Below are 21,488 nucleotides of genomic sequence, written 5' to 3'. Positions count from 1 at the left end.
CCACCCGCTTAATCTCACTGCACATCGGCAAGGGGAAAACGATCGCAGCCTCGCTCAAAGACTGCACCGACTACGCAGAAAACCCGGACAAGACCAAGAACGGAGGACTGATTAGTGCCTACCAGTGCGACCCCGCCACCGTGGACGCTGAATTCCTGCTTGCCAAGCGACAGTATCGTACCATACAGGTCTATAGACAGAATTACCAATGAAGAACAACAAAATAACCTAAATGCCTTTTTAAAGTTCTTGGCACGGCATAATCTCTATCAAAGCTCCCAAACTAAACCATAAGGGTATGAGATCAGAAGAGATGGCTGCTTGCGTTGGCACAAACTCGGTTGCGATCCGCCGCACGTTGGCCGGACTACGCGAGGCGCGAATTGTCTCGTCTGAGAAGGGCCGCGGTGGAGGCGAACCGCGCGCCTGGCGACCGTTACCTTGGCTGACATCGCTGCCAGCGTTAACCGGTTTAGCAAGGATATTTTGTAACCCGAGATAATAGAAATGCCTGTCTGATATTACGGTCAGTAAAAACTACTTCCTACGAAGAAATAAAAATTAATACTGAGAAATGACAAAGAGAACGTAATTTTTATTCTGCGTTCTCTTTTCATATATTATGAAGCCGTTTGCTTTATGCCTCATAAAAGCAGGCGGCTTTTTTGCGTGAAAGGAGGAATTTCTGGTGTCAAAAGTAACCGCCCTTGCCAACCAGAAAGGCGGCACGGGCAAAACGACCACAACGGTCAATCTGGGTATCGGCCTCGCGATGCAGGGTAAAAAGGTGCTTTTAGTGGATGCGGACGCGCAAGGCAATTTAACGGATTCGTTAGGCTTCCATGAGCCGGATAATCTACCTGTTTCACTGGCGACCGTTTTAACCAAAAGCATTTTGGAGGAACCGTATGAACCTGATGAGGGTATCCTCCACCATGCGGAAGGCGTTGACCTCATGCCGGGGAACATCGAATTGTCCGCAATGGAGGTATCACTCGTCAACACCATGAGCCGGGAAACGGTGCTGCGCAGTTACATCAACACCATCAGAGACAGGTATGATTACGTGCTGATCGACTGTATGCCCTCCCTGGGCATGATGACCATCAACGCTCTTGCCGCAGCGGACAGCGTAATTATTCCGGTTCAGGCCCATTATCTGCCCGCCAAAGGAATGACGCAGCTTTTACAGACCATAGCCAGGGTAAGGCGGCAAATCAATCCGAAGCTGACCATTGACGGCGTTCTGGTGACAATGGTGGATAACCGCACCAACTTTGCCAAGGACATTTCGTTTATCCTGCGCCGCGACTACGGCGACAAGCTGCGCATTTTCCAAACGGAAATCCCCCTATCCATCCGTGCGGCTGAAACCAGCGCCAAAGGGAAAAGCATCTATGCCCACGATCCTCACGGTCTGGCGGCAAAAGCCTATGAAGCCTTTACAAAGGAGGTGCAAGACATTGGCGAAAAACGACGTGCGAAACAGCATAAAGCTGACCTCAGTAGATGACTTGTTCACCACCGAGGAGAACCGCGCCGAGCAGCAGCGCGAGAAGGTTATAGACATCCCTCTGTCGGAAATCAGTGATTTTCCCAACCACCCTTTTAATGTGAAAGCGGATGAGGCCATGCTGGAAATGGCGGACAGTGTAAAGCAATACGGTGTTTTAGTCCCCGGCCTTGTCCGGCCAAAAGCGGACGGCGGCTATGAAATGGTGGCCGGACACCGGCGCAAAAAGGCAAGCGAGCTTGCGGGCAAGAAAACCATGCCCTGTATTGTCCGTGAAATGGATGACGATGCCGCAACAATTATTATGGTTGACAGCAATCTGCAAAGGGAAAGCATCCTGCCGAGTGAGAAAGCTTTTGCATATAAAATGAAGTTGGAAGCCATAAAGCACCAGGGCCAAAGGACGGATTTAACTTCTCGACCAGTGGTCGGGAAGTTAGAAAGCGCAGACGCATTAGGAGAAAACACTGGCGAAAGCGGTAGACAAATACAAAGATATATCCGACTTACAGAGCTTAATCCTTCCATATTGCAAATGGTTGACGATAATCAAATTGCTTTTCGCCCCGCTGTGGAAATCTCCTATTTGGCCGAAAAGGAACAGCAGGAGCTTTACGAAACCATACAGTCAGAAGATTGCACTCCGTCCTTGGCCCAGGCGCAACGGATGAAAAGGCTCAGTCAGGACGGCAGGCTGAACATGGATGTCATTTTTTCCATTCTCACCGAGGAAAAGCCGAATCAAAAGGAAAAATTCAATATCCGGCGTGAGCGCATCGACCGCTTTTTTCCGAGTAACTTTACGGAAAAGCAAAAAGAGGATTTAATCGTTCAACTCCTGGAAAGCTGGTACAAAAAGCGGCAGCGGGAACAGGAACGCTGAACCACGGCAGCTTTGCTCTTAAAGGAGGGCGATTTTTTTATGCCCTTTGGAAGGAGGTGCTTAGATGTACTTTACGGAAGGGTGGCTGCGCGAATGTGAACGTATAATGCGGGAAAAACCGGGGTACGACCGCAAACCCGTTAAAGCGGAGGAAAGACGGGATTGCAAGCATTGTCCGCACTTTGACGAGTATCAAGGAAAATGCGGCAAAACAAAGTGCGTAATATCCCATGCATTAAAAAAGTGATTTTACACGAAGGGGCTGGTTCGTCTAATTACGAAAAACGCAGACCGCGCCGTCTTCGTCATCCCCCTTCCCACCACTGTCCCAAAAACCACCGGCCGAAAAAAAAAGGATAGTAGACCATGCGGCCTCCCTTCTTTTTCGGGAGGTAAGGCCATCCTCTATACTAAAATCTTCGGAAGGAGGAAGTATTCATTTGGAATTAATAAAAAACCGAATCTTTTTAAGCGTCCTTTGCCTTATCCTGGCGGCGGGCGTTTTTTTGTTCCTGCCGCGCTTTTACGAGGATAAAGGCGCAACGGTCATAGTACTGCGGGCGGCGCAGGATATCCCGGCCGGCGCGGAGCTTGCGGAGTACCACCTTGCAAGCGTGGAGGTAGGCGGCTGCGGGCTGCCGGAGGGCGTATTGAACGACAAAGCGCAGATTGTCGGCAAGGTGGCGCAGACCGCTGTTGCCAAGGGAGACTATTTCTTCTCTCAAAAGCTCGGCGGCTTATGCCGACGCGCTGCTTGACCGCATTGCGAAAACAACCAGCGCCTTGTTACCATCAGCGTTCCAAGCATCGCGGCGGGGCTTGCCGTGAAATACGGCGGCGTAGGCGGCGGCGACATCAAGCTGACGGCGGCGCTGGGCTTTTGTTTTGGCCTGAACGCGCTGGCGGCCATTCTCTTTTTTGCCCTGCTTCTCGCTTGCATTTATGTAGTGGCTACACGGCAGAGAAGCATACCGCTGGCTGTATTTTTGTGCATCGGCTTTTTTATCTGCGCCGGTGTTCTTTTTATATATGGACTGACCTGCTGACTGAATACAAGGGAGTGTTCTTGTGGAGTTGAAGACGATTTTAGCCGTCGTGCTTTGCCTCGTAATTGTAGGTGGCGCGGTTTACCTGCACAAACGAAAGAAAAATAACGGACCTGCGGAAAAGGGGCGGATAAGCGTTCCTTTTTTGCTGCCCGCAAGGAGCGTGAGCATGGAAAATGGCTGAAGAAAAACGCATGGTGGATACCTACGAGGTAACACACGCCATCCATATTGGCGATAGAGAAATCCTTTTCGCGGTTGACGACGGAAAAACCGACTGTCCGTACATGGTGTGCGACTGCACCTGGGATAATCCGTTGGGCATCGACCAGTATTTTAACGCCGTGGGAAGCGCGGACTATCTGGAAATGATGGCCGAGTTTGCCGACCGGGTGCAGGCGCAGCTTGAAGCGGTCAAAGCAGAACGGGATAAAATTACCGTTCCGCTTTCGCCCTTCACGCCGGAACATTGCGCACCAAACGATTACGGCAAAAGCATTGAAAACAAGGTGGTGGTCATCAGAGTGGAGCGCCTGCGTCCCGAATACCGCACCGCCGACAGGCAGCTTGTGCTGGCCGTGGGCGGCTTTGGCGCTCACGCCAACGCCAGGGGCCGGGCGGTTTACACCGTCAATCTCTATTCCGGCAAGGAATCCCGCTGGAATCGGGAGGACATCCTGGGTGTTCTGAAACCCGAATATATGCCCGGTTGGGCGAAGGAACGGTTAAAACAGATACTGGCGGAACAACAGGCCAAGCACAAAAAACAAGTACAGGAGCGTTAGGAGGCTTTCGGGATATGGAAAAAGAGATTAACGCCGGGTATGTCATTACTGACCGGCTGGCCGTGGGCAACGCGGAATTCGTCATCGGGCACAACGAGAAAGCGTCTACGCAGTTTGTCACCTGGAAATGCAGAAAGGGCGAAAAGGATTACTTTTGGGGCCACTACCTGGGCGACCGGCTGGCCGCCGTGGAGGATTTATGCAAGCGCGCCCTGGAGGAAATCGAGTATTTGCGCTCCCTCCAGCCCCAAAGGGACAGCAGGGAAAAACCGGAGCAGCAGATTAAAAGACGGCGCGAGCCGGAACGGTGAGGTGAGCAAAATGGCGTTTGCAATCAATGCCGCCGCCCCGGAGGAAGCCGCCCTGTTCTACTCCAACGCCGAAAAGGACAAGGAGCTTGGCTGCGTCGGCCATCTGCGCGGCGACTTCGGGCATGGCGGCAAGGAGTTTTGGAGCACCTGGTGGGAGCATCAGGGGGACCTGAAAACACAGGCATTTAAGGACGAGTTTGACGTGCTTATCAACTTCCTGCGGAAACAGGGGTTATTGAAGGACCGCGGCAGCATGGCGGAATTTTGCCATGCACACCCAGAAGCCAGGCTTTCGGGCGCGTGGCATCCCGACGTTTACGGCTTTCGGGTGGATACCGGCAGACACCGCTACTTTATCCGCTGTTTTCCGCAGGGGGGAGATTACAACTTCTACATCTACTGCTATATAAACGAAAAGGAACGGCTGCGTGAGCAAGCACAGAGCAAACCAACGCAGCCTGCTACCACCAAGAAGAGGCGCGAGCCGGAGCGATAAGTGGGATAACCCTTGTAAAGCCAAAGGCAGGGAGATTCCGCAGGTTCCCCCTGCCTTTGCTTCTATCCCGCGCAATTACTTTTTGATGGGAAAATAAATTTCGGTTACATATTCACTGGGTGGAACGTTGTCATCGCAGCCTTTAATGTACAACTCAAAGGGCGGCCCGGCAACGGTATACCCCTCTCTTTCAATCCATTCCATCAGCGCCGTATAGCAGGGAGTGAAATCATCATAGGGGCCGATATGGGTGGCAAAGCAGCAAAGCCCCGGAGCAAGCGTCCGCACCTGCTCGCCGCTGCCGACCGCTACCTCCACCCCAACCTCAATATCCGTGCAGTCATGATTGAACTCCTCGTCATGGTAGACGGACAGGAACGGCCCGGCAGGCTTCAGCCGGTTCTTTTCCAACCCGGCGCATAACGCGCCAAAGGCTTCCGCAAAATCCCGGACACTCATCTCTCGTCTCAGGGAATAAATGGTTTTAGGCTGAATTTCCACGGTTTTCACCAAATAATTCGCTTGCATGATATTCTCACACCTTTCTATTTTTTCAATGTCCTGCTCCATTTGCAGCAGGAGGTGCTGCTGATCCTCGATTTGCCGCAGAAACTCCTCTTTTTTGGCTTGCAGGAGTTCGGCCAGACGGCCGTTATCCCTTGTGGCCAGAACAGCGGAAATCTCAGGCAAAGAAAACCGATAACGCTTCAGTCTCGAAATCAGCAGCATGTCCCGAAGCTGAGAAACCTCGTAATAGCGGTAGCCGGAGTTCTTGCTGACAAATCCGGGCTTGAGCAGCCCGATCTGATCGTAGTAGCGGAGCGTCTTGGTAGACACCCTGCTGATCCTGGAGAATTCTCCGATTGTGAGCATAGAATCACCACCCGATGGCATTTGAACATGTTCTGATTGGAGTATACGGCTTCCAGTTAGGGCAAAGTCAAGCGCTCTTTCATATTTTTATAAAATTATCTATCCGCCGACAATGAGGGAGGGAAAAGATGAACGATCTGATCAGCTACAGGCTGTGCGCGGACCTCCACGCCCCCGCGTCGGCAAAGCTTCTCTACTGCTACCTGCTGGATATGGCGGGAGGCCGCCACCATAGTGTGGTCATATCCATCAAAAGCCTTGGCAAAAGCGTGGGCCTGTTCCGTTCGGCTACCAGCCGCAATCTGAACCGCTTGCGGCGGCGGTTGGGCATGATCGGCATTGTTCCCCGGTACTCCGAGGACGGCGGCAGGCTGTCCAACCAATATACATTGAAGTAAAGGAGGGATACGGATTGGCGACCAAGCTGCAACTGATTACAGAGCTTTCCGAAAGGACGGCCCGCAGCCTCACCGGAAGCCATGCCAACTGGATTTCCTTCCTGAAAACCGCAGCCTGGAGCTACAAATATTCGTTTCAGGATCAGCTTTTGATTTACGCCCAGCGACCTGACGCGACGGCCTGCGCTCCCATTGAAGTGTGGAACGGGAAGCTGGGACGGTGGGTGAACAAAGGCGCGAAGGGCATCGCCCTCATCGACGACAGCGGCAGCCGCTTAAGGCTCCGCCATGTGTTTGACGTAAGCGACACCAGCAGCCGCTACAACCGTCCCGTCCCGTTGTGGGAGATGCGGGACAAATATGCCGAGGTAGTAACGGAATCCCTGGAAAACACCTTTGGCGAACTGGACAATAAGACCAATCTGCCCGCCGCGCTCATTTCCGCCGCGCAGAACGCCGTGGACGATAATTTTTCCGATTACCTTTCCGAGCTGATGGATTACCGGGAGGATAGTGTTCTTGAAGATGTGGACGACCTCAATATAAAGGTTGTTTTTAAGGATACGCTCAAAATCTCCGTGGCCTGCATGCTTTTAACCCGTTGCGGCTATCCCGCCGGCAAATATCTGGCTTTAGAGGATTTCCAGAGCGTTATTAGCTTCAATACGTTGAATACCGTTTCCCGCCTGGGCGCGGCCACCAGTGACATAGCGGAAATGCTCCTGCGGGAAATCGAGGCCACGGTCAAGGACATGCAAAAAGTGGAGCGAAAGCAAAGCCGCACATTTGCCAAAGATCGAAGACCGGCGCACAATAAAGGCGTAAAACAAACTGATGAAAGGAGCGGTGAGCATGGAACTGACTTACACGCGGCAGGGCGATTACCTGCTGCCCGACCTGGCCCTGCCGGAGGAACAAACGCACATCGGCAAATATGGGATGTTGCGCAGAACATACCTGAAAAACCACCGGGAAGGGATGTACGCCAGCCTGATGCTGTCCGGGGACCTGAACAGCCACCTGGCGGAGATCGACCGGACGGCGCGGGAGCGCGTCGAGTGGATCACGGCGCAGCTCCTGGCAAAGAACCCCGCGCCGGACAAGGCGACCGATCCGCTGGCCTGGACGGGGCACATGAACAGCCTCAAGCACCAGGCCGAGGAAAGCATACTGGCGGAGCTTATTTACAGCTAACCCTGCTGCCAACCGAGGAACAGCAAATAAAGGCCATAGAACAGGCGGAGGACGAAAAATCCTCCGCTTTCTCTATTCCCAAGGAAGCCATTGACGCGGTTTGGCAGCAGGGCGGGGGCAAAAAATCCGATGTGGAATCTGACTCAGAGCTGTCGGACGGCGAAGCCGGGAAAACGGAAAAGCAACCAGCCGAAAAAGAAATAGCCGCGGGCCTGGAATTGTCCATCGCCGACCACCGCTTTGCCATTGACACCATCGACGAGAAAACCGGCACAGTCAGCCTGCGGGATATTACCTTTCAAAATGGCGTGGGTTTCCCCATCTTTCGTCGGGAGAGCGTCGGCTTCGTGCGCCGCGCTTTGGAACAACAGAAGACACAGGACGGCGAGGCTGCCAAAGCCCGCCTGCACCTTGCGCCGGAACCGCCGAAGCAGCCCCGCGTCAATTTCCGGATCACCGACGACAACCTGGGCGTAGGCGGCCAAAAGACAAAATACGCCTGGAATATCGCGGCCATCCGTCTGGTCAAGCAACTGGAGGAAGAAAACCGGCTGGCCACCCCGCAAGAACAGGAGATCCTGGCAAAATACGTCGGCTGGGGCGGATTGCCGCAAGCCTTTGACAAAGAGAACCCCCAGTGGGCAAAGGAATACGCGGAGTTGAAGGAGCTGCTGGACGAGGACGAATACAACTCCGCGCGGGCTTCCACCCTCAATGCCCACTACACGTCGCCCGCCGTGATTAAAGCCATCTATACCTGTTTGGAAAACATGGGCTTTCAGACCGGCAACATTTTGGAGCCCGCCTGCGGCAGCGGCAACTTCTTCGGCCTGGTGCCCGAGAGCATGAAAAACTTCAGGCTCTACGGCGTGGAGCTGGACGGCGTCACGGGCCGGATCGCCAAGCAGCTTTATCAGCAGGCCAATATCGCGATGCAGGGCTTCGAGGAAACCAGCCTGCCCGACAGCTTTTTCGACCTGGCCGTGGGCAACGTGCCTTTCGGCAGCTATGGCGTAGCAGACAAAAAATATGACAAGCATCATTTCCTCATCCATGACTATTTCTTCGCCAAGACCTTGGATAAGGTGCGTCCGGGTGGCATAGTGGCATTTATTACTAGCAGCGGTACGCTGGATAAGCAAAATCCCGAAGTGCGAAAATATATCGCGCAACGGGCCGAGCTTTTAGGTGCTGTAAGGCTCCCGAACAACGCATTTTTGAAAAACGCCGGCACAGAGGTCGTCGCAGACATCGTCTTCTTGCAAAAGCGCGACCGTATGATAGACATTCAGCCTGATTGGGTACATCTCGACAAAACCCCCGAAGGTTTCACTGTCAACAGCTATTTCGTCCAAAATCCCGATATGATTTTGGGACAGCTCACAGAGGAAAATACACAATACGGACGGCAGGAATATACCTGTATCCCCCATGAGGACGCCGACCTTGCCGAGCTTCTCCGGGAGGCGCTGGAAAACATCCACGCCGAGATTAGTGACTACGAGCCGGACGACATCAGCGAGGACACCGATACCTCCTCCATCCCGGCGGATCCCAGCGTCCGCAATTTCAGCCATTGCCTGGTGGACGGCGAAATCTACTTCCGGGAGAACAGCCGGATGAACCGGATAGAAACCTCCGTCACGGCCCAGGGTCGCATCAGGGGCATGATCGAGCTGCGGGACTGCGTCCGTAAACTGATCGAGTACCAGACCGAGGATTACAGCGACGAAACCATCCGGATGCAGCAACGCAAGCTGAACCGGCTGTACGATGCCTTTACCGCCAAATACGGCCTGATCAACAGCCGCGGCAACAGCATGGCCTTTTCCGACGACAGCGCCTACTGCCTGCTCTGCTCTTTGGAGGTGCTGGACGAAAACGGCGAGATGGAGCGCAAGGCGGACATGTTCAGCAAGCGCACCATCCGGCAGCGTACCAGCGTGGTCCATGTGGACACCGCCGCCGAAGCCTTGGCCATCTCCATCGCGGAAAAAGCCTGCGTGGACTTAGGTTTCATGCACAGCCTGACCGGGCTTTCCGAGGAACAGCTTGCCGACGACCTGCAGGGTGTGATCTTCCGCAGCCTCGGAGACCGAGACCCGGCTCAAGTGCCGAAAGCCTTTTTCGATATCACCCGCTGCCCCTTCGTTACCGCCGATGAATATCTTTCGGGGAATGTGCGGAATAAGCTCCGCCTAGCCAGGCGGCTTGCCGAAATGCAGCCCGACCTTGCGGAGCGGATCGCCCCCAACATCAAGACGCTGGAAGCGGTGCAGCCCCAAGACCTGTCCGCCTCCGAGATCGACGTGCGTTTGGGTGCGACCTGGCTGCCTCCCGATGTGGTCAAAAACTTCCTGTTTGAACTGCTGGAGACGCCGCCCATGTACCAGCAGTATATCGACGTTCTCTATTCAAGCTATACCGCCAACTGGAACGTCAAGGGCAAGAACGACGACCGCAGCGATAACATCAAGGCCAACGTCACCTACGGCACCAAGCGCGTCAATGCCTACAAGATTATTGAGGATACTCTCAACCTGCGTGACGTGCGCATTTTCGACACCATCTATGAGGATAACATCGAAAAAAGGGTTTTGAACAAAAAAGAAACCGCCATCGCGCAGCAGAAGCAGGAAGCGATCAAGGAAGCGTTCCGGGATTGGGTATGGAAAGACCCCCAGCGCCGGGAACGGCTGACCAGAATCTACAACGACCGCTTCAATAGCATCCGCCCCCGCGAATACGACGGCAGCCACATCAAATTCACCGGCATGAACCCGGAGATCACCCTGCGCCAGCATCAGGTGGACGCGGTGGCCCATATCCTCTACGGCGGCAACACCCTGCTGGCCCATTGCGTGGGGGCGGGTAAGACCTACGAAATGGCCGCCGCCGCGATGGAAGGCAAGCATTTGGGGCTTTGCAGCAAGAGTATGTTCGTTGTGCCCAACCACCTGACGGAGCAATGGGCCGGGGAATTCTTGCAGCTTTACCCCAGCGCCAACATCCTGGTGGCCACCAAAAAGGACTTTGAAACCAAGAACCGCAAGAAATTCTGCGCCCGCATCGCCACCGGCGACTACGACGCGGTGATCATCGGGCATAGCCAATTCGAGAAAGTCCCCATTTCCGCCGAGCGGCAAAAACGCCAAGTCCAGGAGCAAATATGGGAGATCACCGACGGCATCCGGGAACTCAAGGCGGAGCGCGGCGAACGCTACGCCATCAAGCAGCTTGAAAAGACCAAGAAAAACCTGGAATTAAAGCTGAAAAAACTTAACGACACCAGCCGCAAGGATGATGTTGTCACCTTTGAGGAACTTGGCGTTGACCGGCTGTTCGTGGACGAGGCGGATTTTTACAAAAATCTGTTCCTCTACACCAAGATGAGAAACGTGGCGGGCCTGGCTCAGACCGAGGCCCAGAAATCCAGCGATCTGTTTGCCAAGTGCCGCTACCTCGACGAACTGACGGAAGGCCGCGGCATTGTTTTTGCCACGGGCACGCCTATCTCCAACTCCATGACCGAGATGTACACCATGCAGCGTTATCTGCAATACGAAGTATTGCGTAAACAAGGCCTCCAGCATTTCGACTGCTGGGCCTCCACCTTCGGGGAAACCGTGACCGCCATTGAGCTTGCGCCGGAGGGCACGGGCTACCGGGCCAAGACAAGGTTTGCCCGGTTCTACAACCTCCCCGAATTGATGTCCATGTTCAAAGAGGTGGCGGACATCAAAACGGCGGATATGCTGGACCTCCCCGTGCCCAAAGCCAATTATCACAACGTGGCCGTCAAGCCCAGCGATTTTCAGCGGGACATGGTGGCCGAGCTTGCGGAGCGCGCCGAAAGGGTGCGCAACCGGATGGTGGAACCACACGAAGACAACATGCTGAAAATCACCAACGACGGACGCAAGCTGGCCCTTGACCAGCGGTTGGCCAATCCCTTGCTGCCCGACCATGAAGACGGCAAGGTGAACGCCTGCGTGGATAATATCTTCCGTTTCTGGCAGGATCACCGCGATAAAAAGCTGACCCAGCTTGTGTTCTGCGATCTGTCCACCCCCAAGAACGACGGGAATTTCAACGTCTACGACGACGTGCGCCAAAAGCTCACGGCCCGCGGTGTTCCTGCTGACGAGATCGCGTTCATCCACGACGCCAACACGGAAACCCGAAAAAAGGAGCTGTTTGCCAAGGTGCGTACGGGACAGGTGCGCATCCTGGTTGGAAGCACCTTTAAAATGGGCGCGGGCACCAATGTCCAGGACCGCCTGATCGCGCTGCACGACCTGGACTGTCCCTGGCGGCCCCGCGACCTGGAGCAGCGCAGCGGCAGAATTGTCCGCCAAGGCAACCAAAACGACGAGGTGCATATCTTCCGGTATGTGACGGAAAACACCTTCGACGCTTATCTCTATCAAATATTGGAGAACAAGCAACACTTTATCTCGCAAATCATGACTTCCAAATCCCCGGTGCGTTCTGCCGAGGACATTGACGAAACGGCTTTAAGCTATGCCGAGGTTAAGGCGCTGGCGACCGGAAACCCCCACATCAAAGAAAAGATGGATTTAGACATCCAGGTTTCCAAGCTGAAGCTTCTGAAAGCCAACCACCTGAGCCAGCGATATGCACTGGAGGACCGGCTGTTCAAACACTTCCCCCGGCAGATCAAATCCACCGAGGAACGCATTGCGGGCTATGAGAAGGACATTGCCATGTATGAAAGGCACAGCGCCTTGCCACCCGCCGTAGGGGATGCCGAGGAAAGCAAATTCGCGGGCATGACGGTCAAAGGCATTTCCTACCCCGAAAAGGCCAAGGCGGGCGCGGCCATCCTGGAAGCCTGCAATCTGATGACCTCGCCGGAGCCGCAGGAAATGGGCAGTTATTTTGGTTTTCCGATGCTGTTTTCTTTCGACAGCTTCAACAAGAAGTATCAGATCACGCTCCAGGGCGCCCTCAGCCATACGGTGGCCTTGGGCGCGGACGTGCACGGCAACATCACCAGGCTTAACAACGCTCTGGCCGAAATGCCGAAAAAACTGGAGCATTGCCGGGAACAACTAAAAACTCTCCGCCAGCAGGTGGAAACGGCCAAGAAAGAAATTGACATCCCCTTTGAAAAGGAGCAGGAGCTGCAAAGCAAATCCGCACGGCTGCATGAACTGAACATTCTGCTGAATATGGACAAGGCGGAAAACCAGATGATGGACGGCGAGCCGGACGCGGACATGGATTTTCCCGAAAAGAAAGCTGTGGGCTATGAAAGGTGAGGTGAAAAAACATGCCCTACGTCACACCGGAGCAAATCAAGCGCGCTAAACAGATGGATCTGCTAACTTATCTGCAGCATTACGAACCGCAGGAGTTGGTTCACTTTTCTGGCAATGTCTTTACCACGCGCACCCACGACAGCTTAAAAATCTCTAATGGAAAATGGTGCTGGTGGTCGCAAGGCATCGGAGGGCGCTCCGCCTTAGATTACTTGATAAAAGTTCGAGGCATAACGCTCCCCGAGGCGGTGATTCAGATTGACGGGCAGGCGATCGCCATGCCGTTTGTTCCGTCAAAGGTGCGGGAATCCGCCGCACCAAAAAGATTGCTGCTGCCGGAGAAAAACAAAAACAATGACCGCGTGATTATCTATCTCATTGGGCGCAGCATACACAGCGCCTTGATTGATTACTGCCTTGAAACCGGACGTCTGTATGAAAGCCGTTACCGCCACAACACGGTCTTTGTCGGCTTCGATCCGCAGGGTGTTCCCCGGTACGGTGCGCTTCGGAGCACATCCGGCAGCCGGTTCATGGGGGACGCAAGCGGCAGCGACAAGCGCTTCTCCTTTTCCATTCCGGCAAGGGAAAAATCCACCAAGCTGCACCTGTTTGAAAGCGCCATCGACCTTTTGTCCTACGGTACGTTGGAACTGCTGGCCGGCAGGGATTGGCGGCGGAAAAACTGCCTCTCCCTGGCGGGTATTTACAAGCCGAAAAAGAACATCGGGGAAAGCACCCTACCCGCCGCTTTAATACAATACCTCAAGGATTACCCGCAAATAACCGAGATTGCCCTGCATCTGGACAACGACGCACCGGGAAGGCTGGCAGCAAAGACCATCAAGGCCCTCCTTTCCTCCACCTACACCGTTTCCGATGAGCCACCAAAACGCGGGAAGGACATGAACGACAATTTGAAAATGATGTTGAGGGGACGACACGAGCCAGAGCGATGACGACAAATGATTTTATTTATAGCTCCTTATCACCTTTGCTGAAAAACTGTCAACTATCACAAATGAAATCGTGTAGACAGGGTCAGACAAACACAATAACACATATTTAATGAAGCAACTTGAACAACGGTATGAGTTCTGAACATTTTTCTGGAATGTAGGTTCATACCGTCGTTTTCTATGCCAAAATCGCCCCTTAAATTCATTTATTGAAAGATCAGTTACAATATTCAAAAATAAGACGTAAATCGCTACGGATTAGAGGGCTAAACAGCCGATAAAAGCCTATATAGGTGCGATAGTGGCAAATCGGGCTTTTAAATTTTAGTTTTTGCCATATAAGATTGCAAATAATATTTTTGAGATTGCAAATATTTAATTGACATTTGCGATTGTGAATAATATAATAAGTGCAAAGCAAGTTTGTGCTTTTAAAAAATAACGAGGTGTATAGATGGCTATCAGCTACAACAAATTGTGGAAGTTACTGATTGACAAAAAAATGAATAAGCAAGATTTAAAGAGCGTATCTGGTATCAGTACAGCCTCCATCGCTAAATTAGGTAAAGGTGAGAATATTACGACGGATGTACTGTTAAAGATATGTAAGGCTCTCGATTGCGATATTGCGGACATTATGGAAATTATCGATGACGAATGATGTATGCGAAGAAAGGTGGTGAATTGGTTGATTCGTTCTATAGAACTTTTTAGTGGCACTGGCGGGCTCGCTCTTGGATTGCACCAGGCGGGTTTTGAGCCAGCGGCGCTTTTCGAGTGGGATAAGGATTCCTGCGATAACATCAAATCTAATATAATGGCTGGCTATCCCGGTATTCAAGACTGGAACGTCGTGCAAACCGACGTGCGTTTAGTGAGTTACAGTGATTATGGATTAGATATCCAATTCATTACGGGAGGACCGCCGTGTCAGCCGTTCTCCCTTGGTGGAAAGCATAAAGCGCATACCGATAACCGCGATATGTTTCCGGAGGCGGTTAGAGCCGTTCGTGAACTACGCCCGCAGGGATTCATCTTTGAGAATGTAAAGGGTTTGCTCCGAAAATCTTTTAGTTCATACTTTAACTATATTCTTCTCCAGTTATCCCACCCTGAAGTCGTAGCGAGTGAGGACAGGGATTGGACGGATCATCTCCGTTTGCTGGAAGAATACCATACGTCCGGCACACACGCTGGCCTTGAATATAACGTGGTTTTCCGTCTGTTGAATGCCGCCGATTATGGGGTGCCTCAAACGCGTCATCGTGTTGTGATTGTTGGGTTCCGGAGTGATTTAAACGCAAACTGGTCTTTCCCGGAGCCAACGCACTCCAAAGAGGCGCTACTCTATTCTAAGTATATTGATGGTTCTTATTGGGAGAAACACCGTATCGCGAAAGCGCGGCGCTCGACGGCCAGTCAGAGGGAACGCGATAATATACTGAGGTTCTTTGATCAAAGGGAGCGTGGGATGAGGTGGCTGACCGTGCGCGACGCGATCAACGACCTGCCTGATCCCAGAAGCAAGAAAGCGGAACGGTACGCGAATCATGAGTTTCGTGATGGCGCTCGGGCATACGCGGGGCATTCCGGTAGTGTTTTAGATGAGCCGTCCAAAACCATCAAGGCGGGCGCGCATGGTGTCCCTGGTGGGGAGAATATGTTGGCACTTGATGATGGCTCCCTGCGGTATTACACAGTCCGCGAAAGCGCGAGGATACAAACTTTTCCAGATGACTATCTGTTCCATGGCTCTTGGACGGAAAGCATGCGGCAGATAGGAAACGCTGTACCAGTGAGACTCGCCAACGTTGTTGGCGAGTCGGTGGCGAGACAACTGGAAAGGATGGATGATTGCGATGCCAAAAGAAGACATTCCAATGATAAAACCCTTTAACCCGTTAGATAAGCGTAATCTTGGCGAGAGCGTCGCGGACGCGCTATTGGAAACAATAGTCCAGCCCCTTCCACCCGCGCCGTTTATTGGCGCGGGTGTGTATGCTTTGTACTACATAGGCTCTTTTTCCGCTTACGGACAATTATCCGAAGTCAACCGCGATGGGCGATTTCGTTATCCTATCTATGTGGGGAAGGCGGTTCCTGCTGGCGCAAGAAAAGGCGGGCTTGGGCTGGAAGTGGAGCATGGACAAGCCTTGTGTCGGCGTTTAGCTGAGCATGCGGAATCTATCAACGCTGCGCGCAACTTAGAGAGTAGCGACTTTTTCTGCCGCTTTCTCGTAGTGGACGATATTTGGATACCTCTGGCTGAATCAATGTTGATTGAACGGTTTAAGCCCGTGTGGAACCGCGTCCTTGATGGCTTTGGCAATCATGATCCCGGTAAGGGACGCCACAGTGGTAAAATGCCGCCGTGGGACTGCTTACATCCCGGGCGTGAGTGGGCGACGAGATTACAGCCATGCGCCTTTACTAAAGAGCAATTAGAGGAACGAGTAAGTATATATTTAAATGAGTTTTTCACGCACATGGATGAGCCGACACCAGAGAGGTGATTAGCGTGAAAACATTTCGATTGCCTGGCTGAAGTCGAAAACCTAAAAAAGGGCGCACTTATCCCTTGGTGTAAAAATGAAATTTTAGGCGGGTCGTAAGGATATTGCTGAAATGTCCGAGGCTTGAATAATACCCTGTGCGATCAAAAGTTTAGCAGCTTGTTTCAAAGCCTTTTCTTTCTGCTTATCGCGGAGTACCTGCGGCATATCGACTTGATAGAGGTCACATGGATTGAAAATCTCGCCAGTAGAAAGCATGTGGTAAATGGCGGTGAGAATCATCCTTGCGATAGCGATAATGGCTCGTTTCTTTCCTCTTCTTTTGGCGATACGCTCATGCTTGATTCTGTAGTAAGGGTTGTCTTTCGATTTGACAGCAGCATGAGCAACCTGCACAAGGGCAGGTTTGAGGTAAACACCGGCTCTTGTGATGCGAACAGACTTTTTCTTGCCTGCGGATTCATTGTTGCCGGGCGTCAGACCCCCCCAGCAGCAGAGCCGCTTTGAAGACGAGAAATGAGACATATCGGTGCCAATCTCGGAGATGATCGTGATGGCAGAAGTGCGGTCAACTCCGGGAATGGTACAAAGAAGCAGAATGGCGCTCTCATAAGGAGCGGCAAGCACATTCAGCATTTCGTCCAGTTCCTTGATAGAGTTTTCGACAAACTCCAAATGCTTGCGGATCATAGTGGCACGGTATTTTTGCTCGGGGGTCATTTGGTATCCCTCAATAGACTTGATTACGTCATCAGCCTTCTTTTTGAGAGAACCTTTGAGCAGGCTGATACAGTGCTGGGGGACAAAGGAATCTGATTTTACAAGGTAGTCAGTGATGGAAGCGGCAGATTTGCCAAACATGTCGGAAACGACAGCATCAAGGGCTACATTGCAGACGGTAAAAACATTTTGGAATCGATTCTTTTCGCTGGATTTGCAGGAAACAAGCTTAAAGCGATAACGGGTATACTCCCGCAGGATTCGGATCGGTGTTTGCTTGGGATAAAACTACCGGGAACAAGGCCGAGACGAAACAGGTCGCCGATCCATTTGGAATCTTTCGTATCATCCTTGTTGCCTTTTACTGCCTTGACCCACTTGGGATTGGCAATGGTGACATTGATGGAATCCTCAAGCAAATTGAATACTGGCACCCAGTATTTCCCGGTAGACTCCATGCAGACATCAAAGCAATTATTGTCAAGCAACCATTGCTTAAATTGCAGGATGGAATTGTTAAAGGTGGAAAACCGTTTCTTCTGGTAGTTGGGCGTAATTCCCTTAGAAGTAATAATTGTGGCGACGAGAAATTTCTTATGGACATCGACACCGCAGCAGATAGGATAAACGACTTTCAAGTTACTGCCTCCTCACAAGTAAAATGATGAGGAGAAGACAGTGACTGAACCGCCACACATTCAACGAAGAGTTAAAACAATGATTAGCGTACGGTCTCGGAGAACCACTTATTTGTGCTTGAACGGCAGTTCTTACACTGGTTAAGATACTGTTTTAAGTCTAAGAAGATCAGTCTACTACTCACCTCACCGTGCTTTGTAGTGTGTCTTCTTCTCAGACTGATTGTACCTTAATCCAGTGGATAACACATCCCGTTTTCATTACTATTTGTGTCGCCCGCACTGGCGGGCGAAATGGAGGTTAAGATGGGACGAGACCCGCGAATCACTCATAAAATCATGTCGGCGGTAAAGTCAAAGGACACGCGCCCAGAACTCGCTTTGCGGAAAGCGCTCTGGCATCAGGGTTTACGGTTTAGGGTGAATTATAAAAATTTACCGGGTAAACCTGATATCGTATTCACGAAAGCGAAAATCGCGGTATTTTGCGATGGAGATTACTGGCATGGCCATAATTGGGCGCTGCGTGGACTCAAAGATCTGAACGAGGAACTATCGCGGTACTCCGAGTTTTGGGCAGATAAAATTAGACGCAACATCCGACGAGACGAGGAAGTCAACTGGCAATTGGCCGAGATGGGATGGACGGTCATCCGAATTTGGGAAAGCGATATCATAAAGGACACGGCGGGATGTTTGGCGAAAATCCGTGAGATTTACGCTCAAAACGTGGCCACCACAATGGAAAGGGGCCAAGGTCAGCCTGAGTGCGGAGAGACAAACGATATTAATTGAGTACGCAAATCAGGAATTTCAGTATGTAAAACACCCAGCGCCTGAGAGGGGGATAAAGATGGCGGGCAACACGCATGTACCAGATAAGTTACATGGATATACACTTCAAGTAAGACATATGATGTGTGAGCTAATATCTCTTGACTTGGAGAAAGTAGTTAGCGTCGAAGCATTAGAAGATGTGGCGATTGAATCCGAAGATAGCGTAGTTGTCGAGCAAATCAAAAGCGTCCAATCGGGAAATAATCCTATTGCTGATCGATCTGAAGTATTCTGGAAATCACTATATAATTGGTTTCAATATATAAAAAATGGTGATCTCTCACTGTATAATACAACATTTCGATTTGTAGTCATTTCTAATAGGAACGTTACTACCGGTGTAATTCCTGAAACTTTCCACTCGGCACATACTGATGAAGATGCGAAAGCCGCTCTTAAAGCCGCCCAAGATACGCTTTGGGGAACCAAAAACGAGTTGAAAGCACAGGTTCCTAGTGGATATAGTTCATATTTAGATATTCTCTTTAATGCTGGAAATTTGGCCATTGTAACACAAATAGTCAAAGCCATGCAGATAGAGACTCACCCATCCAATTATGATGACAGTTTTTATAAAAAGTTTTGTAGTCAGACAATTCCGCCTGAGTATGCTGAAGAACTATTTACCTACATGTTAGGTTGGGTTTATGAACGAGTTAACGCGCAGACAAAGCATGGTTTGGCTGCTTATATTAAGTGTAAGGATTTTAGGGATGCGCTGCAGTCACAAATAAGGAGATACAATCAAAATGGAATCCTCGCTTCTGTAGCGACACGACCCAGCGAACATGAAACTCAAAAAGAACTGGATAGACAAGACATCTATATAAAGCAATTGGGATTTGTCGAACTGGATGTTTCGGATAAATTCAAAGCAGCTAACGATTTTCTCCGGACAAGCGCCGAGAAAACAGCGTGGGCAGAACGCGGTATTGTCGCTCCACAAAGTTTTGATGATTATCATGATGGTTTGATTAGGATATGGAGTACCCAATCACGTCTCGTGTCTCTTACGCCATCTCCTACCAATATACAAAGCGGACAAAGATTGTACCTTATATGTCAAGACGCTGTTCGTACTGCCAAAGTGCAAGGAAATGATACGCCGGAATTTTTTGGCGCGGGATCACTCCACGCGCTTGCGAATGAACCATCTCATGCGCCTTTGATTGGTTGGCATCCTATGTACAAGGATTTACTAAAGGCAAGTGGTGACACAAATGAGTAGTAAATTAAATAGAGAAATATATCTTGTTCAAAATCCTTCGATTGGGGCCGCTATACTTTGGCGCTTTATTTGTGGTTACTATAGTCAGGAAAATAAGGCCGCGCCATTTCCTTTACTATTCCTTGTTCTACCGATTATTTTTAGACAGGATTTGTGCGAGGTAATTAAAAGTACACAGAAGAAATCAGGATTCACAAAAGTTTCTGAAAAACTTTTTAGTGGTCGTAAAAATGACCAGCTTTATTATATTCATAATGCGGCAGAGCAATATAAGCAGCTTACGTTGTCATCAATAAGTATTGGGATGAGTGCCAAGCTATTTATTATTGATACAAAGACCGCATTAGTGCTTCCACTAACACAGTCAAATAAAACTGGTATTACACAATCAGCGAAATATCTGTTGGATGCCTCGGAAAAGCTTGGGGTATGGTGCTCAGAATTAACATTACATGAGATTAGCACCCTCTTGAAAGTGAGGTTTTGATATGAAATTTTCACAAACTCAATTATTCTGTGGCCCAAGAAGAAGGAATTTTCATACAGACAAATACCGTTTGAACCCGATAAGGTGAATATCATCACGGGCTCATCGAGAACAGGAAAGTCCGCGATTATACCTATTATTGACTATTGTCTAGGCGCGGATAAATGCACAATTCCCGTTGATATAATAAGAAATGCCTGTGAATGGTTTGGTGTCTTATTTGATCTGGATAATGAGCAGATTTTGTTGTGTCGTAAGGAACCTGGATCACGAAGTTCCACAAACGAAATGTATTTTTCCAGGGATATGATAGTCAAAGTTCCAGAGAATATCGAATCAAACGTGACCACACCACAGGTTAAAAATATACTAAATGAACTTTTCTCAATGTCCTTTCTTGATCTCGACCCTACGACCAGCAATTTTTCAGCACGCCCATCTTATCGTGATTTTATGGCGTTTATTTTTCAACCGCAAAATATAGTGGCCAATGCGGATGTTCTTTTTTATAAAGCCGATACGAGTGAACATCGGCAAAAGCTAATCAATATCTTTCCATATGCGTTGGGAGCGGTTACCCCTCACGTTTTAGCCGCTAGGCAAGAGATAGAACGTTTGCGCAAGGAAAAAGATAAATTAACACGAGACTTAAATAACATTAAAGATGTTGCGGAGAATTGGAAGCAAGAAGTGCATTCATGGATTGCTCGCGCGCGTGAATTGGGGTTAACTACATATACATGGAATGGCGAAGATAGTTTTGAACAACAGATTTACCAATTGCGGTTAATTGCCCAGAAAGGTGAAGAAGAGTCCATTATATCCGCTAACAATGTGAAAGATGTATCGGAAGAACTTACTATGTTACGCAAGGAAGAGCAAGAAGTATCTTCAAAATTGTTTGCATCTCAGAAACGATATTCGGAAATGAAGCAACTATCGAACTCCGTTGGTCAATATGATCACTCTTTACAAATACAGTTGAATAGATTGGATGCGGCGTCCCCCGTTAAATAGACACACAAAACATAAGTATTACTTCATTTTTCATAGAATATCTTGATCTTTTGACAAATCACCAAAAGGTTGTAGAACTTTCACTGCCGTCCTTGACTCCATGTGCTAATTTAAAGGTACCCGACCGACGGATATACGCCAAAAAATAATTGTCTGCGGTCGGGGTTTTTTAGCCTAGCACATGAAGTCAAGAATCTCCGCTTCGCTCCGACCGCAAGCGGCGGCTACTTGTTGTGGCATTGTGACTATAGAGAAATTCCCCTTCCCTCTGGAGACCGCCATATTTTAATTATTTAAGAAGCCCT

Annotated in this window: 21 protein-coding genes and 1 pseudogene; 19 read left to right on the top strand and 3 right to left on the bottom strand. The window is 50.4% G+C overall.

Going from position 1 to position 21,488, the window contains the following annotated elements; all coding sequences use genetic code 11:
• Positions 1-14: 14 nt before the first annotated feature.
• Complete coding sequence (locus BM056_RS27825) at positions 15-209, bottom strand: hypothetical protein (RefSeq protein WP_165613703.1); 195 nt, start codon at positions 207-209, stop codon at positions 15-17.
• A 479-nt stretch (positions 210-688) separates the two neighbouring features.
• Between BM056_RS27825 and BM056_RS24370 the strand changes: the two genes are divergently transcribed.
• The 9 genes from BM056_RS24370 (at position 689) to BM056_RS24335 (ending at position 5,034) form a co-directional block, all read left to right on the top strand.
• Entirely contained in the window at positions 689-1,513 is an 825-nt protein-coding gene (locus BM056_RS24370; protein WP_092475825.1) for a ParA family protein, read from the top strand.
• Positions 1,464-2,396 carry a ParB/RepB/Spo0J family partition protein gene (locus BM056_RS24365; protein ID WP_238456655.1) on the top strand — a complete coding sequence of 311 codons (933 nt, stop codon included), beginning with the start codon at positions 1,464-1,466 and terminating at the stop codon, positions 2,394-2,396. The genes BM056_RS24370 and BM056_RS24365 overlap by 50 nt, the downstream gene beginning before the upstream one ends.
• A gap of 64 nt (positions 2,397-2,460) precedes the next feature.
• On the top strand, positions 2,461-2,643 hold the full coding sequence (locus BM056_RS24360) for a hypothetical protein (protein WP_092475818.1): 183 nt from the start codon (positions 2,461-2,463) through the stop codon (positions 2,641-2,643).
• Positions 2,644-2,836: 193 nt separating this feature from the next.
• The gene (locus tag BM056_RS24355; RefSeq protein ID WP_165613702.1) at positions 2,837-3,154 is read left to right on the top strand and encodes an SAF domain-containing protein; all 318 of its coding nucleotides are present in this window, start codon (positions 2,837-2,839) and stop codon (positions 3,152-3,154) included.
• A 66-nt stretch (positions 3,155-3,220) separates the two neighbouring features.
• Positions 3,221-3,442 (top strand): prepilin peptidase, encoded by a 222-nt coding sequence (locus tag BM056_RS24350; RefSeq protein WP_220427542.1) that lies wholly within the window; start codon positions 3,221-3,223, stop codon positions 3,440-3,442.
• 22 nt (positions 3,443-3,464) lie between these two features.
• Positions 3,465-3,626, top strand: coding sequence for a hypothetical protein (locus BM056_RS26465; protein ID WP_165613701.1), 162 nt, complete (start codon positions 3,465-3,467; stop codon positions 3,624-3,626).
• Between the two features lie 103 nt (positions 3,627-3,729).
• Positions 3,730-4,227, top strand: a complete 498-nt coding sequence (locus BM056_RS24345; RefSeq protein ID WP_238456654.1) for a hypothetical protein — start codon at positions 3,730-3,732, stop codon at positions 4,225-4,227.
• 14 nt (positions 4,228-4,241) lie between these two features.
• Positions 4,242-4,538, top strand: a complete 297-nt coding sequence (locus BM056_RS24340; protein WP_092475806.1) for a hypothetical protein — start codon at positions 4,242-4,244, stop codon at positions 4,536-4,538.
• 10 nt (positions 4,539-4,548) lie between these two features.
• Positions 4,549-5,034: a hypothetical protein gene (locus tag BM056_RS24335; RefSeq protein ID WP_092475802.1), complete on the top strand. Its 486-nt coding sequence runs from the start codon at positions 4,549-4,551 to the stop codon at positions 5,032-5,034.
• Positions 5,035-5,109: 75 nt separating this feature from the next.
• On the opposite strand, the gene BM056_RS24330 is transcribed toward BM056_RS24335, so the two are convergent.
• Entirely contained in the window at positions 5,110-5,907 is a 798-nt protein-coding gene (locus tag BM056_RS24330; protein WP_165613700.1) for a MerR family transcriptional regulator, read from the bottom strand.
• Positions 5,908-6,035: 128 nt separating this feature from the next.
• Here BM056_RS24330 and BM056_RS24325 point away from each other — a divergent pair, with 128 nt between their 5' ends.
• The 6 genes from BM056_RS24325 (at position 6,036) to BM056_RS24290 (ending at position 16,256) form a co-directional block, all read left to right on the top strand.
• The gene (locus BM056_RS24325; protein ID WP_092475797.1) at positions 6,036-6,305 is read left to right on the top strand and encodes a hypothetical protein; all 270 of its coding nucleotides are present in this window, start codon (positions 6,036-6,038) and stop codon (positions 6,303-6,305) included.
• A 14-nt stretch (positions 6,306-6,319) separates the two neighbouring features.
• Positions 6,320-12,784 carry a helicase-like domain-containing protein gene (locus BM056_RS24310; protein WP_114319321.1) on the top strand — a complete coding sequence of 2,155 codons (6,465 nt, stop codon included), beginning with the start codon at positions 6,320-6,322 and terminating at the stop codon, positions 12,782-12,784.
• An 11-nt stretch (positions 12,785-12,795) separates the two neighbouring features.
• On the top strand, positions 12,796-13,743 hold the full coding sequence (locus tag BM056_RS24305; RefSeq protein ID WP_092475789.1) for a DUF3991 and TOPRIM domain-containing protein: 948 nt from the start codon (positions 12,796-12,798) through the stop codon (positions 13,741-13,743).
• Positions 13,744-14,197: 454 nt separating this feature from the next.
• Entirely contained in the window at positions 14,198-14,404 is a 207-nt protein-coding gene (locus BM056_RS24300; protein WP_092475786.1) for a helix-turn-helix domain-containing protein, read from the top strand.
• 3 nt (positions 14,405-14,407) lie between these two features.
• The gene (locus BM056_RS24295) at positions 14,408-15,640 is read left to right on the top strand and encodes a DNA cytosine methyltransferase (RefSeq protein WP_092475784.1); all 1,233 of its coding nucleotides are present in this window, start codon (positions 14,408-14,410) and stop codon (positions 15,638-15,640) included.
• The gene (locus BM056_RS24290; protein WP_092475781.1) at positions 15,603-16,256 is read left to right on the top strand and encodes an Eco29kI family restriction endonuclease; all 654 of its coding nucleotides are present in this window, start codon (positions 15,603-15,605) and stop codon (positions 16,254-16,256) included. Before BM056_RS24295 ends, BM056_RS24290 begins: the two co-directional genes overlap by 38 nt.
• A gap of 84 nt (positions 16,257-16,340) precedes the next feature.
• On the opposite strand, the pseudogene BM056_RS27820 reads toward BM056_RS24290, so the two are convergent.
• Positions 16,341-17,614 (bottom strand): annotated as a pseudogene (locus BM056_RS27820) (IS110 family RNA-guided transposase).
• 306 nt (positions 17,615-17,920) lie between these two features.
• Between BM056_RS27820 and BM056_RS24280 the strand changes: the two are divergent.
• From BM056_RS24280 to BM056_RS24265, 4 genes are all read left to right on the top strand, one after another.
• Complete coding sequence (locus BM056_RS24280; protein ID WP_092475778.1) at positions 17,921-18,409, top strand: very short patch repair endonuclease; 489 nt, start codon at positions 17,921-17,923, stop codon at positions 18,407-18,409.
• Between the two features lie 58 nt (positions 18,410-18,467).
• On the top strand, positions 18,468-19,679 hold the full coding sequence (locus BM056_RS24275; RefSeq protein WP_092475775.1) for an ABC-three component system protein: 1,212 nt from the start codon (positions 18,468-18,470) through the stop codon (positions 19,677-19,679).
• The gene (locus tag BM056_RS24270) at positions 19,672-20,166 is read left to right on the top strand and encodes a three component ABC system middle component (RefSeq protein WP_092475771.1); all 495 of its coding nucleotides are present in this window, start codon (positions 19,672-19,674) and stop codon (positions 20,164-20,166) included. Before BM056_RS24275 ends, BM056_RS24270 begins: the two co-directional genes overlap by 8 nt.
• Positions 20,167-20,250: 84 nt before the next feature.
• On the top strand, positions 20,251-21,183 hold the full coding sequence (locus tag BM056_RS24265) for a hypothetical protein (RefSeq protein WP_131820842.1): 933 nt from the start codon (positions 20,251-20,253) through the stop codon (positions 21,181-21,183).
• Positions 21,184-21,488 lie beyond the last annotated feature (305 nt).

Source organism: Desulfotruncus arcticus DSM 17038 (genome assembly GCF_900113335.1).
GTDB lineage: Bacteria > Bacillota > Desulfotomaculia > Desulfotomaculales > Desulfallaceae > Desulfotruncus > Desulfotruncus arcticus.
Note: the sequence above shows the minus strand (reverse complement) of the source record. Positions and strands in the feature narration are given on the sequence as shown.

Coding starts and splice junctions, on each gene's coding strand:
- BM056_RS24360 (WP_092475818.1), top strand. CDS start 2,461: ATGTACTTTACGGAAGGGTGGCTGCGCGAATGTGAACGTATAATGCGG.
- BM056_RS24345 (WP_238456654.1), top strand. CDS start 3,730: ATGGTGTGCGACTGCACCTGGGATAATCCGTTGGGCATCGACCAGTAT.
- BM056_RS24335 (WP_092475802.1), top strand. CDS start 4,549: ATGGCGTTTGCAATCAATGCCGCCGCCCCGGAGGAAGCCGCCCTGTTC.
- BM056_RS24300 (WP_092475786.1), top strand. CDS start 14,198: ATGGCTATCAGCTACAACAAATTGTGGAAGTTACTGATTGACAAAAAA.
- BM056_RS24295 (WP_092475784.1), top strand. CDS start 14,408: ATGCGAAGAAAGGTGGTGAATTGGTTGATTCGTTCTATAGAACTTTTT.
- BM056_RS24275 (WP_092475775.1), top strand. CDS start 18,468: ATGGCGGGCAACACGCATGTACCAGATAAGTTACATGGATATACACTT.
- BM056_RS24290 (WP_092475781.1), top strand. CDS start 15,603: ATGCCAAAAGAAGACATTCCAATGATAAAACCCTTTAACCCGTTAGAT.
- BM056_RS24305 (WP_092475789.1), top strand. CDS start 12,796: ATGCCCTACGTCACACCGGAGCAAATCAAGCGCGCTAAACAGATGGAT.
- BM056_RS24330 (WP_165613700.1), bottom strand. CDS start 5,907: ATGCTCACAATCGGAGAATTCTCCAGGATCAGCAGGGTGTCTACCAAG.
- BM056_RS24280 (WP_092475778.1), top strand. CDS start 17,921: ATGGGACGAGACCCGCGAATCACTCATAAAATCATGTCGGCGGTAAAG.
- BM056_RS24270 (WP_092475771.1), top strand. CDS start 19,672: ATGAGTAGTAAATTAAATAGAGAAATATATCTTGTTCAAAATCCTTCG.
- BM056_RS24340 (WP_092475806.1), top strand. CDS start 4,242: ATGGAAAAAGAGATTAACGCCGGGTATGTCATTACTGACCGGCTGGCC.
- BM056_RS24325 (WP_092475797.1), top strand. CDS start 6,036: ATGAACGATCTGATCAGCTACAGGCTGTGCGCGGACCTCCACGCCCCC.